Genomic DNA, 15969 nt, shown 5'->3' on the forward strand with positions numbered 1-15969 from the left:
ATTAAATCCAATAATAGACAATAAAAAATTATTTATCCTAAACTAGCTAAATATTTATCGGTCATTCCAAAGTATTTACTATTGCCATCTGACTCTAATACTAAGCTAAAGTTACTTGTAGATATTAAACCAGTGTCATTAGAAGAAAATACAACGGTTTTTTCGCTGAGTTGGTCGCTAAATAATCGTTTAAAGTACTTTGCATTTTCAGACTCAGAGCCGCAGAAAGGTTCATCAATGACATAAACTTGTTGTTCTAAATTGCCCAAACCTAAGGCGAGTCTGAGTTTTTGTTGGATACTATTGGGTAAACTTTGAACTGTGTCAGCAGAAATCGTGGTAGAAAGTCCCTCGCTAAACCAACTCTCAAGCTCAAAGAAGGCTAGCCAGTCCTGCATTAGTCTCTTTGGCATAAGTCCATTGTGAAATATGAAATTAGATTCAATGCTGCCATCGAAAATGTGCAAATCAAAGGGTATATGACAAATAGACTTTCTAAAACGAAAGCTATTAAATTGTTTAATGTTATAGCCATCGATGTAAACCGCCCCCTGGTATCGCTCTTCCATTCCGGAAATAACATTCAGCAGCGTCGTTTTACCACAACCAGAAGCGCCAGATATTACGGTTTTCGACCCTGGTTGAATCTTAAACCCAAGATTGGTTAAACCTGTCGTAGCACCCTGGTAACGATGGCTGATACCGCTGCCAGTGATTAGCCCGTCAAATTGTCGTATCGGAGGGCTTTTATGTAGTGTTAACTTGTCGTCGTTAAGCGACATCAAGTTATTTATTTGTGCGGCTGATGCTTTCAAAGATTGGAATTTAGATATTGAGTTATAGATACCCATAATTGGCCCGAGCGCTTTCCATACCAAGATCACGGTGGCCAGCATCGCACCAGCATCTGAAGTACCATCCATTACACCTAATACTGCAACCACGATGCTGGCCGTACCGATCACTTGAATCAGACTACCACCCGCTGCTTGTACTTTACTGTTTGTGACGGCAACGCGCTCGGCATCTTGTGAGCTTTGGCTGTGGCATGCGCGAAAACGAGATTGAATCACTCTCAGCAGTGGTAGGCCTTGGATTGTGCGTATGCCGCTTAAGATTTCATTCCATTGATAGGACACCATCGCATTGGCGCGTGAGCTTTTTGACGTGGCTTGAGTGTACTGGTATCGCGAATAGACACAAAAGACGAGCATCAACAACAAACCAGCGAAGACGACAAGTGCTGCTGTGCCAGACATTATTGCAATTGCAATAATAAACACGATAACAAACGGCATATCAAAATAGCTCAATGTCGATTCAGCGGTCACAAGCCTCCTAAAGTTATCGATATCTTTGAGTCGAGCTAACTGACTTGATACGCCAGCGGTAGAGGTCATCGAGTAAGGCAGCCACAGAAGTTTTGAAACGACATTCTTCGATATATGAATGGCTAGATCTTTACCTGAAGTACTAATTATTCTTACTCGTAGCTTTTTGAATATATATTCAGAAAAGGCAACGATGACGGCAAATAGGGTGAGCCAATACAACGTCGCCTCAGAGCTTGAGGTTAAGGCGAAGTTATATACCCCCATGATGAAGAAGGGCTGTAAAGCACCTAACACACTGATAACAAAACTTAATATAATCAGACTTTTTAGTTCACTGTTATACCGATAAAATGAATACTTAATCCAGTTTGATTTATCTTGAGACTCGGGTGGTGGCTCTCTAAATAACCTTGAATAATCACTAATTGAAACAACTTTGCATGGTGTGTTGCTCGAATTTATTTCAAATGTCGTGTTGTTCATGTAATCAAACAAGACAATTTTATTCTCATTGAAACCCAAAAACAGCGAGGTAAGGTTTTCAATTTGCACAAAACAAACGTCTGAAACGTGTTTCAATTGATGTGTATTATTTAGCAGTGTTACTTCGCACTGATAGCCAATACGCTCTAAAGTAGACTGAAAACTTTTTGCATCGTCCTCATCTGGAATAAACGCATCACTCAGTATATTCGCTGTTCCCTCCCACTCAACGGATATGAGGAGATAGGCAAGGCCGCGAATTAGTGGAGACTGCTGATAGCGCTCTTGATAGGCTGGAGACTCAAAATCGGCTAGTCTCTGAGAGATATTGTTGAAGTCAATTAATATACTCATTCTACTTGCCTCTCTACAAGGGTTCCAGATTTATCTTGTGTTTCTCGCTGAGAAAGAGCACCAATCAAACTTATTTTCTTTAACTTGGCAGTGGGCTCAATCTTATTACTTGAGACAATGGTGATCTTATTTTGTGTTCTACTGATTAAGGATGCGAGAATTTTTCTAACAAAAGTATCTTCAAACACGTTATCGATATCATCGAGAATGACTAATGGTTTATCGGCAAGCACAGCTCGAACGACATAAAGCGAATAAACCACTTGTCTTGAGAAGGGCATGCGTTGGTTGCCACTTAACTCGGTGTAGAAGCCATTGGGCAAGCTATCAATCTCTGCCTTGATACCCAAGGTTTCACAGAGGGCATAGGCGGCAGAGTTTGCTTTAGGCTTGAAACACGTCAGGTTATCAATGATTGTGCCTTCAACGAAGGTGCTTTGGTTGTTCACTAAGATGACACTGTTTTTCCAGTCATTGTAGGCAAGTTGCTCAATAGGTAGTTGGTCTATCAGGATGTGCAGTTGCTCATCCACACGTTGCCTTGCCAAGCATGACGATAGGTGGGTTTTACCACTGCCGCTTTTACCGGTTAGCAAGTAGGCATTGCCTTTCAAGAACTGTACGCGTGACTTATTCGGGAACTCGACATTGATCTCATCAACACATATCTCAGGTCTGTTGTGTTGTTCTTTGGCGACAAGGTCAAGAACCTCTCCAATACGTTGAATATGTAGTTTATTGAGTTTCCATCGACTTAACGTGCGCATCACCTGCTGATACGGAGCAAAGTAGCGATTGGTAAGCATGATAATAGCCGCCATAATACCCTGACTTGATTCGAGGTTAATAACCGCTGAAGCCAATAGCACCACTACACAGGCTATTGACAGCTGTTGAATGAGTGAAAGTATTAGCCCGAAATGAGACTCTATCTGCTCATAGTTTATGGCCTCTTTTTCTCGTTCTTTGATCATCTCTGTCATCAGGCTTTCGATTCTATATTCCATGTTTCTCGCTTTGATATCCAAGGGAGAGGAGACGATTTCGATAATTTTTGAAGTAGTCAGACCTTCAATGTCTGATTTGCTTTGTAGGTTGGCCACTTTTTTGTCAGAGAGCCGTAATGCAGATACAGCAAGAACGATAGAGGCTACTAACAAAGTTAGCCCTGCACCTAGGTTAATCACAGCAATGAGAGCAATGGTAATGATACTCACGCCAAGGTTAATCAGTGCGCGGACAGATTCACCACCAAAGAACGCCTTTATCTCGGGTATCGTAGCAATACGTTCCAAATATTCCCCGGGTTCACGGCGGCGGAATTTTGAAAACTCAGCCAAGCAAACAGACCGAAAGACTTTATTTGTAAGGTTACTCTCGAATTCGCGCATTAATGCAGAGGATATTTTTTCCTCTTGACCTTTCAGTAGATAATCCAGATAGATAGCAAATAAGATGATGCAAAAGAGCAGGAACAGCGTGTCTTTAGCTTGGTTGGGCAATACACGATCAAAGATAATGAGAATGGAAAACGGCAATACGAGGCCAAGCAGTGTCGAAAGCACGGTGGAGGCCGTTAAGTAGAACTTGTCGGCTAGATTAATTTTCTGTGAAAAGTGTTGTGTTTGCATCTTGTCTTCCCTCTAAGAGACTACTAATCCAATAGGTGCATTGGTATCAGTTCCTCATCCGTCTCTGGATTCATCTTCACCATGAGTGACATCAGGTTTTGAATCGACTCAATAGAGAGAGACCCCTTGGATTTTTCGAGGTTGATAATATTAATCGCATAGTCATAACGCGTATTTTGATAATCTCTTACGGCATTAAAGAGTTTACTCTCTGCGGCGAGCAAGTCGGTGATAGTGCGGGTTCCGAGTTGTTGGGCTCGTTGGATACCACGATACGAGGCATAGTTGGCTCTTATGATTCTTTCATAGCTTTCAACAGACTCTGACAGGTCATTAATATCCATGATGACCGTATTAACCTCATTGCGAGTGCTAAACAGAGTTTCTTGATAAAGGATTTCTTGGCGCTCAATGGACTTTGAGGATTTTTGATAGTCGTAGTAGTCAGAGCCACCGGACAGAATAGGAATATTCAAGTTTAGCCCGATATTGGCTGAGTCACTCTTGCCTGTTGCTGCTGGATCTGGATCCTCAAAGTCGTGTGTGTAGTCGTAATTATACCCACCTGTCATCTGTAGGGTAGGGACGAAGTTAGCTGCACTCTCTTTCAAGCCTTGTCGAGTGACTTCCAGGGTATTGCGTGCAATAAGCACATCACTATTAAACTTGAGAGCATCAGTAATGAGGGCTTGAGTCTGGGTTTTATCGAAAGCATCAAGTTCGGCTCTGCTGTAGAGATCTTGCGAGGGTACGACGGGGTATTGAATCAGCAGTGAGAGATCATTCAACAGCACTTCACGGTCTTTACGCAGGCTTCTTAGACGGTTGCTCACCTCCTCTTTTTGAGCGGTCACTTCGTACATTTCGCTGCCAGCGGTGTTACCAAGCTCTACATTGCGTCTCATCTGATTTTCGCGTGAGATAGATGATTTAAGCTCGACTTCAGTTGCTTTGATTTGTGCATTGTTTTTTAGGTATTCAAAGTAGTTTGTTGCAATCTCAACGATGACACTTTGAACTTGGTTTTCATGTGATAGTTCTTCGGCATCATAGTTTAATTTGGCGGTTTGATATTTGTAGATATCACCTAAGTTAAAAATGGTTTGAGACAACGATAGACCGACCCCACTGGTTTGAGAGTGGCTAGTGTCATCCACTTCACCGCTACGAATGGCATTGTTCTCACTCCAGTTGGTATTTGCCGTCGCACTCAGTGATGGTAAGAATTTAGAACGACTGACACCGATGTTATTTTCACTCTCTTCTAGCCCTTTTAAGCTAGCTCGAATCGAGAGATTATTTTGTAGTCCTAGCTCTACCGTCTCTAACAAGGTATTGCAGTATGCGGGCGGAGTGAGCAACAGATATATTGCCCAACGATATTTAGTTAAGCTTCTGTACGGCAACATATTTATTAATCACTTTTACTATTTCGTCGTTTTTGTAGGGCTTGCTGATCACAAAATCCATACCTGCTTCGATACAGGCTTGGTGTTCTTGGCTACTGGTTAAGGCAGTTGCACCAATGATGGTACAGGGCATCAGGTTGAGTTCCTTTTCATGGGTACGGATAAGTTTGGTCGCCTCCATGCCATTCATTCCGGGCATGATGCAGTCCATGAATATAATATCGGAGCGGCTGTTTTTGTAATGCTCCACAGCGATTGAACCGTCATTCACCACTTCTGGTTCGTACTCTTGTTTGGTGAGTATGCGTTTTAGCAGTATTTGTTGAACCCTGTCGTCTTCTACAATCAAGAAGGAGCTGTTTTGCGCGCTGTCTTCACTGCTGTCTGTTTCTAAGGCGGCTTGCAGCGCAGGGATAAACTCGAATCCCAAGAATGGTGAATAGAATATCTTGTCGACATACGAGACTGCTTCCTGAGCAACTTGTGCTGAGGATACAGACATAAACAGTTTTGTATCGGGTGCCACCTTGAGCTGTGACTTGACGGTTTTGCTTAGGCTAGCGAGTTTGCTTTGTTCAATGGTGTCTGTGAGTAATATGGCACTGTAGTCTTTAAATGATCCAGCCAACTTAAACAACTCGTTTGCTGAGCTTACAGACGTGATTTTGATATTAGTATGCTCAAGTGTGCTCGTAAGGGTATCGACCTGCAAAGGAGAGTCAGAAAGCACAAGCAGGTGGTAATCGCCTAGTGAGGTTTCATCAGAGAGGTAACTTTTGACCTTAAGATCAATCGAGATCTCAAAACATTGTTGATGACCAGATTGTTTCCATTCAATAGAAAAGTTACTGTCTTCGCTGAGCAGAGTTCGAGCTAACTCTTCATTGCTCGTTAGTGGGTTAGGGTGTGCGCTCCAGTGCAGTTGCTCAAGTTTATTCAGTGTCACCTTTGGTGTTGTTAAGAAGAATATTGATAGCGTCAAGCGTGTCTTTTCAACGCTGTTGGCCGCACCGGATCTAATTTGTACTAAGCGATGTGTACTGGTTTGCACCTGCAAAGCATTCGACATCTGTAAAAACAAGATCCAAAACAAGCGGGTTGACTGGCCTTGAATACGATTTGGGATTCCATTGTCGATATAACACTCAAGTCTAGACTGTTCTCGGGTCGTTTTTGAGCCAAGGTGAATGAGCAACTCAGACAGAATGCTGGGCAGGGCAAACTCAGAGCGTTCATTTTCACTGCCTTTTGAAATCAATCGGTTATAGTTGTCTGCCAGCTCAGAAAGTGTATTGGCGGCTGAGGTAATATCTCGCGCCATCAACACACCATTTTCATCTGTTTCTTGTACTAAATATTGAATACCACCATTAATCGTTGTGGTGATGCTGCGGATTTCATATCCAATGAGTGCGTAGAGTTGTTTGTATAGGTCGTTGACTTGTTTATGACGCTCAATTCGCTCGAATATCTGCTTGAGCAGTGAATAGGCTCGACGCATATTGGGATCAAGGCTTGTATCATTCAGTTGGTCTCGAATTGGTGCTGGGTCCATGAGTTCAATATGTTTAGAGAGCGTGGTAAATCGTTCGCTCTCGCCAATACTGCCTTGATTCACCGTTTTGATTTTTCGATAAAATAGTGAGCTGCTGATAATTAAGCAAAAAACAAGTCCTGCTATAACCATGGTGAGATAGACAGCAAATTGTTGCTTTTCTTCCACTTGAGCAACGATAAGAGACTGAACTAGCGTTTGGTGATTTGCTTGCAGAAAAACATTGGCCGTAACTAGTGCGTTGTAGAGGCTCTCGATGCTTTGAGGTGATAATGCATTGTTGTGGTGACGAGCTAAAGCAAGTTGTAAGTTGGTATATTCAACCGCGCCCACAAGGCTGAGTTGCTGTTTATCGAGTGAGGCACTAGCGATTAAGGTGTTGAGGCTTGATTCGATTTGGTCAAGCTGACCGTTAATGTTGCTATGCATACAATCTTCAACTATTCGGCAATCTTGCAGTGATAAAATTGCACGGGTGGTGGACTCATTGAGCTCTGCCGATGCTTGTACTAGTGGGTGTTGGTTGGTCGAAGCAAAAGGAGTGATACTGCGCCACTGAACGACAAGTACAGAGGTCAAAATCGCAAACAACAAAGAGGCGACAATGCAAAGCCGATAAAGAGACAGTGTAAAGTGGGTTCTAGGCTGACTCACTGCGGCTACCTCTCATCAAACGCGTCTTCAATTGCAGACATGACAGGCTTAGCAGCATATTCGATGACTCGTCGTGAGCCCGTTTTTACATCAGCAGTAAATTCCATGAATGGTGATAGGTTATATTTCGCTCCAGAACGCTCTAAGAAGTTGTTCTCCAACTCAATGGCTGCAAGATAAAACTGTGTGTCCTCTTCTTCATATGATGAACGACTAATTGACGTAATCGTACCTTGAATAAAGCCATATTTTGCGAAGTTATAGGTGTCAAACTTGACCTTCACTTGCTGACCGACTTCGACAAACCCCATCTCTTTACGAGGTATTTTCGCTTCTCCGTGTAGTGTGTTATTTAGAGGGGCGATATCCGCGATACTCTCACCTGGCGGGACAATCGCCGATTTAAAGTTGAAATGGACCTTGTCTACCACACCATCAATCGGAGAATAAACGGTTAAGCGATCGACTTTATCTGAGTGCTGAGGCTGTTGAAGCTGCTTGATACGGATATCTTTACGAGCTTGAATGATTTGCGCTTGATATTCAGAGTTTCTATTTTCAACTAGGTCGGTGAGTTGCTTATCAAGCTTTTGTAGCTGGAAGTCTTCATTCATCAGTGATTCATCAAGATTTTCAATCTCTCGAACCATGTTTGATTCCTGCACTTGAACATTGAGTACATCCACATAAGAAGCCATTTCTTCTTTATATAGGGTCTCTTTTATGTCCAACTGCTTGCGAATCAGTTTGAGTTGATTAACCGAGCTTTTACGGCGCTTCTTCATTGAACTAATTAATGCCTTCTTATGGTCAATATCATGAGAAATGAGCTGCTCGTTAGAAAGGTTCTTATTAAACTCCTGACGCCATGTGTTGCGGTTTGTCGCGACGAACTCATTAAAAGAAGACTCATACTGCGAGAAGTCGGGCTCTTGCATAGCAAGCAAGCTTTGATAACGAATAATATCGAGTTTTAGTTGAACAATCTCAGTATTGACCGTATCGAGTTGAGTATTGCGCTCCAATGCTTTGAGCTGTGCAATGGGCTGACCTTCGTAAACAAGATCACCTTTTTGCACAAGTAACTCCTCGAGGATACCTCCTTCAAGGTGTTGTACTTTTTCTATGTCAGAATCAAGCAGCAACTCGCCGCGCACAGAGACAACGATATCAATTCGCGCTTGTGAGGCAACGATGATAGTGATCAGTAACAGCAAAAATATGACTAACAAGGTTTTGTGCACTGGCGTCATAGTACTAGAGAGAACAACCTTATCATCCACTACAGAGTCCTCGGACGAACTGTTCGAGATTAGGGCATTCTTTAAGTGCTGCTCTATCGGATTCTTACTCACAGGATACCTTTCAAACTAATACTATTGCGTGAGTTGCTTGATTTGCTGTTCAACGACCTCGAGATCCAGCTGGATATTTTTCATGAGCTCCTCTGGTGGATAGAACTCGTGCTTCGCCAAGTGCTCTAGTTGAGCTAATTTGACGGGGGTGTCTTGGTCGCTAAAAAGAGCCAGTGTCATTTTGAGTTTGCTGGCATAAGTCATTAACCCTAAGTAGTCCTCCTCTTCGCATAAAGATTGCAGACGTGTCATTGGGCAGTGATAGTGCGTAATAAAGTCTGTGAGCAAAAGCTGCATGCCTGTGTGATTAAACTCCATGGATCTGGAGAACTGTTCCATATCAATCATCGTCTATTCCATTCAGAACTTATGAGAGCAATAAAGTACCTACCTGCCTGTTTTTCAATTTTATTTTGCGAGAAAAACGTAAAAAAAAGTTTGATGTTTGAGATTAGTTTTCTTTACTGCCAGAGAACGTATATGGATTTTTCTCAATGGAGCGCGTCATGGCTGATAACAACGATCCTAAAAACCAAGAAAACCAACTGAATGATGCTGAAGAGCAACAGGTAACTCAAGACTCCGGCACGGATTCTCAACAAGCAAATAGCCGAAACCAGCAAAGCACTGCAGCAACAGCTGCGGCGACAGCATCGGGTTCTCAGGACAGTTCAGCAGAAGCGAACCAAGCGATGGAGGATGACCCTTCAGGAGCCGGCGAAAGCTCAGGTGAGGGTGGGGCCGGCGCTGCGAGCACACAATCTGGTGGTTCAGACTCACAAGAGAGCGAGGCAGCACAGTCACAAGTTGTAGATGGTTCGTCAGACAGTGGTGATGGTGAGCAAGCGGCAAGTGGCAGTGGCGGAGCCTCTGGTGGAGCTGGCGCTCAAGCCGTGGGTGGTGATACGGCGGAAGGCTCTGACGGTGGTGTCGACGCAGAAGGTCAAAGTGGCGCGCAAGCGTCAACTTCAGGCGCAGCACCAGCAGCGTCGAGTCAAGATGATAGCCAGCAAGCGGGTGATGACTTCGACTCTGAAACAACAAGCGAAGAGTTTGCCGTTGACGTACAAGATAGTGGCGCGGAGTCTACATCGGAAACGGAAGACGATTTTGATTCTGAAACAACCAGTACGACATTCGCGGTCAATGTCGAAGGTGAAAATGATGCACCAGAAGTGTCGCAAGACCTCGCATACATCATGGATGAAGATGGCACGATTACGTTCACTCAAGAGCAACTGCTCGAGTACTCAAGTGATGTTGACGGAGATAACTTAACAGCATCTAATCTGTCGGTCGGAGAAAATGCGTCAGTCGTTGACAATGGCGATGGGACTTTTACTGTTGTACCAGATGAGAATTTTAATGGTGAACTTGATTTAACGTTTGATATCAGCGACGGCATCGAGACAGTATCTAGCCATATCGATCTAACAGTACGTCCGATTAATGATGCCCCGGAACCAGAAGACCAGTCCTTCACAGTACAAGAAGACGGAATATTAACCTTTACCGATGCTCACTTGCTTCAAGGTGCAACCGATATTGAAGGGGATAACCTAACGGTTGAGGGTGTGAGCTATGAAGGTACAGATGGAATCTTAACGGATAATGGCAACGGGACTTATAGCTTTGCTCCAAACGAGAACTTTAATGGTGATGTCGAGTTTACCTTTGATGTTTCAGATGGTACGGATACTGTTACCGCAAATATAGATGTCGCAGTAACACCAGTCGATGATGCACCAACGGTTGAAGGTAACCTTTCATATACAATTAATGAAGATGGTGAAATTACGTTGAGCCAAGAACAGTTGCTTTCAAATGCAACTGATGTTGAAGGTGATGATCTAACTGCTTTAAACCTAACAGTAGATGGCAATGCAACCGTTACTACAAATGATGATGGTTCATTTACGATTACGCCTGATGTTGACTGGAATGGCGATATCGACATCAGTTTCGATGTATCAGATGGCGAGAATATTGTCGCATCTGGAGCTGATCTAGCTGTCAATCCGGTGAACGATCTTCCTCAGCCTCAAGATCAAGAGTTTACTGTTCAAGAAGACGGCGTACTGACCTTTACTGATGCGCATCTACTGCGAGGCGCTAGTGATATAGAAGGTGATAACCTTACTGTTGAAGGTATCAGTTACGAAGGTACAGATGGTGTCTTGACCGATAATGGTAACGGCACTTATAGCTTTGCTCCAAATGAAAACTTCAATGGTGACGTTGAATTTAGCTTTAATGTAAGCGATGGAACCGATACGGTTTCTGCAAATGTTAATGTCCAAGTGACAGAAGTTAATGACCCGCCGGTAGCAGGTTCAACGTCTTATACCGTAAATGAAGACAGCTCAATTACGATAAGCAACGAGCAACTGTTGGCTAACTCATCAGATGTTGAAGGTGAGGTCGCGATAGATAGCGTGACGTATTCAGGCACAGATGGTGTTTTTGCTGACAATGGTGACGGAACCTATACTTTCACACCAAACGAAAACTTTGCAGGCGATATCAGTGTTGATGTTACTGTCGTGGATGAAGACGGCGCAACAGCGGAAACAACCGCTGGTATAGACGTGATTGAGGTTAATGACCCTCCAATTGCTGGCCCAACGACATACACTATAGACGAAGATTCCGTCCTCACATTTAATGAATCTCAAGTACTTGCAAATGCTTCAGATGTTGATGGTGAAGTTTCAGTTGTTGATGTTAGTTACGATGGTCCTGATGGTATATTCACGGTTAATGACGACGGCACGTGTAGCTTTGCTCCAAATGAGAACTTCAACGGTGAGGTGCAATTAGACGTTACCATTACAGATGATGACGGTGCGACGGTAGACACTGTTATTAATGTTAATGTACTTCCTATCAATGACGCTCCAGTCTCAGGTACAACCGCATATCAAGTCGATGAAGATGGTTCAATAACGATTAGCCAAGAACAATTAATGTCTCAGGCTTCTGATGTCGAGGGTGATGATCTTAGTGCTTCAAATCTTACAGTCGACGGTAATGCAGAAGTGACCGTTAATGACGACGGCTCATTCACTATCATCCCAGATGCAGACTGGAATGGTGATATCGACATGACTTTCGATATCACAGATGGTACAGACACGATTCAAGCAACAGCAGATTTAACAGTTAATCCGGTTAATGACTTACCACAACCACAAGACCAAGAGTTCACGGTTGAAGAAGATGGTACACTGACGTTTACTGACGCAGACCTATTGGCTGGCGCAACGGATATCGAAGGCGATGATCTGTCTGTTGAGGGGATCAGCTACACAGGTACAGACGGTATCTTGAGTGACAACGGTGATGGTACATACAGTTTCGCACCGAATGATAACTTCAATGGTGATGTTGAATTTACATTTGATGTGTCAGATGGTACGGATACAGTCACGGCCAATGTTGATGTGAGTGTCACACCAGTGGATGATGCGCCTGTTTCAGGCGACCTGGCATACAGCGTCAACGAAGACGGTGAAATCACCCTCAGCCAAGAGCAGTTACTGTCTCAAGCTTCCGATGTAGAAGGCGATGACCTAACAGCATCGAACCTCAGTGTTGACGGCAATGCAGAAGTGACCGTTAATGACGACGGCTCATTCACCATCACACCAGATGCAGACTGGAATGGCGATATCGACATCAGCTTCGATATTTCCGATGGTGCAAACGTAGTTCAAGCAACAGCAGATTTAACAGTTAATCCGGTTAATGACTTACCACAACCACAAGACCAAGAGTTCACGGTTGAAGAAGATGGCACGCTGACGTTTACCGACGCAGACCTATTGGCCGGCGCGACGGATATTGAAGGCGATGATCTGTCTGTCGAGGGGATCAGCTACACCGGTACTGATGGTATCTTGAGTGACAACGGTGACGGCACTTACAGCTTCGCACCGAACGATAACTTCAATGGTGATGTAGAATTTACGTTCGACGTCTCTGACGGCACCGACACAGTGACCGCGAATGTTGATGTTAGTGTAACGCCTGTTGACGATGCTCCGGTATCAGGTGACCTCGCATACAGTGTGAACGAAGACGGTGAAATCACGTTAAGCCAAGAGCAACTGCTATCACAAGCCAGTGACGTAGAAGGCGATGACCTAACAGCGTCGAACCTGAGTGTTGATGGCAATGCTGAAGTGACCGTTAATGACGATGGCTCATTCACTATCACCCCAGATGCAGACTGGAATGGTGATATCGACATCAGCTTTGATATTTCTGATGGCGCGAACGTCGTTCAAGCGCAAGCTGACCTGACGGTGAATCCTGTTAATGACTTGCCTCAACCGCAAGATCAAGAGTTCACGGTTGAAGAAGATGGCACGCTGACGTTTACCGACGCAGACCTATTGGCCGGCGCGACGGATATTGAAGGCGATGATCTGTCTGTCGAGGGGATCAGCTACACCGGTACTGATGGTATCTTGAGTGACAACGGTGACGGCACTTACAGCTTCGCACCGAATGATAACTTCAATGGTGATGTAGAGTTCACGTTCGATGTGTCAGATGGCACGGATACAGTGACCGCGAATGTCGATGTTAGTGTAACGCCTGTTGATGATGCCCCAGTCTCTGGCGACCTGGCATACAGTGTGAACGAAGACGGTGAAATCACGCTCAGCCAAGAGCAGCTACTGTCTCAAGCTTCCGATGTAGAGGGCGATGACCTAACAGCGTCGAACCTGAGTGTTGATGGCAATGCTGAAGTGACCGTTAATGACGATGGCTCATTCACTATCACCCCAGATGCAGACTGGAATGGTGATATCGACATCAGCTTTGATATTTCTGATGGCGCGAACGTCGTTCAAGCGCAAGCTGACCTGACGGTGAATCCTGTTAATGACTTGCCTCAACCGCAAGATCAAGCGTTCACGGTTGAAGAAGATGGCACGCTGACGTTTACCGACGCAGACCTATTGGCCGGCGCGACGGATATTGAAGGCGATGATCTGTCTGTCGAGGGGATCAGCTACACCGGTACTGATGGTATCTTGAGTGACAACGGTGACGGCACTTACAGCTTCGCACCGAATGATAACTTCAATGGTGATGTAGAGTTCACCTTCGATGTCTCTGATGGTACTGACACTGTTACAGCAAATGTCGATGTATCGGTCACACCAGTGGATGATGCTCCGGTCTCTGGAGACCTGGCATACAGCGTCAACGAAGACGGTGAAATTACGCTTAGCCAAGAGCAGCTACTGTCTCAAGCCAGTGACGTAGAAGGCGATGACCTAACAGCGTCGAACCTGAGTGTCGATGGCAATGCAGAAGTGACTGTTAACGACGACGGCTCATTCACCATCACCCCAGATGCGGATTGGAACGGTGATATCGACATCAGCTTCGATATTTCTGACGGCGCAAATGTCGTTCAAGCGCAAGCTGACCTGACGGTGAATCCTGTTAATGACCTTCCACAACCGCAAGACCAAGCGTTCACGGTTGAAGAAGATGGCACGTTAACGTTTACGGATGCAGACCTATTAGCGGGTGCAACCGATATTGAAGGGGATGATCTATCTGTTGAAGGGATCAGCTACACCGGTACAGACGGTATCTTGAGTGACAACGGTGATGGTACTTACAGCTTCGCACCGAACGATAACTTCAATGGTGATGTAGAGTTCACGTTCGATGTGTCAGATGGCACGGACACAGTGACCGCGAATGTGGATGTATCGGTCACACCTGTTGACGATGCACCAGTCTCTGGCGACCTGGCATACAGCGTCAACGAAGACGGTGAAATCACGCTCAGCCAAGAGCAACTACTGTCTCAAGCTTCCGATGTAGAAGGCGATGACCTAACAGCATCAAACCTGAGTGTCGATGGCAATGCAGAAGTGACCGTTAATGACGATGGTTCATTCACCATTACGCCAGATGCAGACTGGAATGGTGATATTGACATCAGCTTCGATATTTCTGACGGCGCAAATGTTGTTCAAGCGCAAGCCGACCTGACGGTGAATCCAGTCAATGACTTGCCTCAACCGCAAGATCAAGAGTTCACGGTTGAAGAAGATGGCACGCTGACGTTTACCGACGCAGACCTATTGGCCGGCGCGACGGATATTGAAGGGGATGATCTATCTGTTGAGGGATCAGCTACACCGGTACAGACGGTATCTTGAGTGACAACGGTGACGGCACTTACAGCTTCGCACCGAACGATAACTTCAATGGTGATGTAGAATTCACCTTCGATGTCTCTGATGGCACCGACACCGTGACCGCCAATGTCGATGTATCCGTCACACCAGTGGATGATGCACCTGTTTCAGGCGACCTCGCATACAGTGTCAACGAAGACGGTGAAATCACCCTCAGCCAAGAGCAATTGCTATCACAAGCCAGTGACGTAGAAGGGCGATGACCTAACAGCGTCGAACCTGAGTGTTGATGGCAATGCTGAAGTGACCGTTAATGACGATGGCTCATTCACTATCACCCCAGATGCAGACTGGAATGGCGATATTGACATCAGCTTCGATATTTCCGATGGCGCGAACGTCGTTCAAGCAACTGCAGACCTTACAGTTAACCCAGTCAATGACCTGCCTCAACCGCAAGACCAAGAGTTTACGGTTGAAGAAGACGGTACACTGACGTTTACTGACGCAGACCTATTGGCTGGCGCAACGGATATCGAAGGCGATGATCTGTCTGTTGAGGGGATCAGCTACACAGGTACAGACGGTATCTTGAGTGACAACGGTGATGGTACATACAGTTTCGCACCGAATGATAACTTCAATGGTGATGTAGAGTTCACGTTCGATGTCTCTGATGGTACTGACACTGTTACAGCAAATGTCGATGTATCGGTCACACCAGTGGATGATGCTCCGGTCTCTGGAGACCTGGCATACAGTGTGAACGAAGACGGTGAAATCACGCTCAGCCAAGAGCAATTGCTATCACAAGCCAGTGACGTAGAAGGCGATGACCTAACAGCGTCGAACCTGAGTGTTGATGGCAATGCTGAAGTGACCGTTAATGACGATGGCTCATTCACTATCACCCCAGATGCAGACTGGAATGGTGATATCGACATCAGCTTTGATATTTCTGATGGCGCGAACGTCGTTCAAGCGCAAGCTGACCTGACGGTGAATCCCAGTCAATGACTTA

8 protein-coding genes and 1 pseudogene are annotated in these 15969 nt (G+C 45.0%); 3 read left to right on the forward strand and 6 right to left on the reverse strand.

The annotated features are described in order from the left end of the window. Nucleotides 1–32 precede the first annotated feature (32 nt). The 6 genes and pseudogenes from QWZ05_RS01735 to QWZ05_RS01760 form a co-directional block, all read right to left on the reverse strand. The gene (locus QWZ05_RS01735; RefSeq protein WP_264875590.1) at nt 33–2171 is read right to left on the reverse strand and encodes an ATP-binding cassette domain-containing protein; all 2139 of its coding nucleotides are present in this window, start codon (nt 2169–2171) and stop codon (nt 33–35) included. Next, the gene (locus tag QWZ05_RS01740; protein WP_264875589.1) at nt 2168–3802 is read right to left on the reverse strand and encodes an ATP-binding cassette domain-containing protein; all 1635 of its coding nucleotides are present in this window, start codon (nt 3800–3802) and stop codon (nt 2168–2170) included. The genes QWZ05_RS01735 and QWZ05_RS01740 overlap by 4 nt, the downstream gene beginning before the upstream one ends. Beyond that, nucleotides 3771–5211 (reverse strand): annotated as a pseudogene (locus QWZ05_RS01745) (TolC family protein). Before QWZ05_RS01745 ends, QWZ05_RS01740 begins: the two are co-directional and overlap by 32 nt. After that, a complete protein-coding gene (locus QWZ05_RS01750) occupies nt 5186–7420 on the reverse strand; it encodes an ATP-binding response regulator (RefSeq protein ID WP_264875587.1) in 2235 nt (744 codons plus the stop codon). The pseudogene QWZ05_RS01745 and the gene QWZ05_RS01750 overlap by 26 nt, the downstream one beginning before the upstream one ends. Before the next feature lie 5 nt (nt 7421–7425). Further along, nucleotides 7426–8775, reverse strand: a complete 1350-nt coding sequence (locus QWZ05_RS01755; protein WP_264875586.1) for an HlyD family type I secretion periplasmic adaptor subunit — start codon at nt 8773–8775, stop codon at nt 7426–7428. Nucleotides 8776–8796: 21 nt separating this feature from the next. Next, nucleotides 8797–9123 carry a hypothetical protein gene (locus QWZ05_RS01760; RefSeq protein ID WP_264875585.1) on the reverse strand — a complete coding sequence of 109 codons (327 nt, stop codon included), beginning with the start codon at nt 9121–9123 and terminating at the stop codon, nt 8797–8799. A gap of 158 nt (nt 9124–9281) precedes the next feature. Here QWZ05_RS01760 and QWZ05_RS01765 point away from each other — a divergent pair, with 158 nt between their 5' ends. Genes QWZ05_RS01765 through QWZ05_RS01775 form a run of 3 tightly spaced genes read left to right on the forward strand, consistent with a single transcriptional unit; the run spans nt 9282 to nt 15965 of the window. Further along, a complete protein-coding gene (locus QWZ05_RS01765; RefSeq protein WP_435433655.1) occupies nt 9282–14969 on the forward strand; it encodes a cadherin-like domain-containing protein in 5688 nt (1895 codons plus the stop codon). After that, the gene (locus QWZ05_RS22340) at nt 14966–15211 is read left to right on the forward strand and encodes a cadherin-like domain-containing protein (RefSeq protein ID WP_435433656.1); all 246 of its coding nucleotides are present in this window, start codon (nt 14966–14968) and stop codon (nt 15209–15211) included. The genes QWZ05_RS01765 and QWZ05_RS22340 overlap by 4 nt, the downstream gene beginning before the upstream one ends. 40 nt (nt 15212–15251) lie before the next feature. After that, nucleotides 15252–15965, forward strand: a complete 714-nt coding sequence (locus QWZ05_RS01775; RefSeq protein ID WP_290296155.1) for a tandem-95 repeat protein — start codon at nt 15252–15254, stop codon at nt 15963–15965. The last annotated feature ends 4 nt before the right edge of the window (nt 15966–15969 follow it).

It is taken from the genome of Vibrio agarivorans (assembly GCF_030409635.1).
GTDB lineage: Bacteria > Pseudomonadota > Gammaproteobacteria > Enterobacterales > Vibrionaceae > Vibrio > Vibrio agarivorans.

Excerpts from the sequence above, each read along its gene's own strand:
- QWZ05_RS01735 (WP_264875590.1), bottom strand. The coding sequence starts at position 2,171 with ATGAGTATATTAATTGACTTCAACAATATCTCTCAGAGACTAGCCGAT.
- QWZ05_RS01740 (WP_264875589.1), bottom strand. The coding sequence starts at position 3,802 with ATGCAAACACAACACTTTTCACAGAAAATTAATCTAGCCGACAAGTTC.
- QWZ05_RS01760 (WP_264875585.1), bottom strand. The coding sequence starts at position 9,123 with ATGATTGATATGGAACAGTTCTCCAGATCCATGGAGTTTAATCACACA.
- QWZ05_RS01765 (WP_435433655.1), top strand. The coding sequence starts at position 9,282 with ATGGCTGATAACAACGATCCTAAAAACCAAGAAAACCAACTGAATGAT.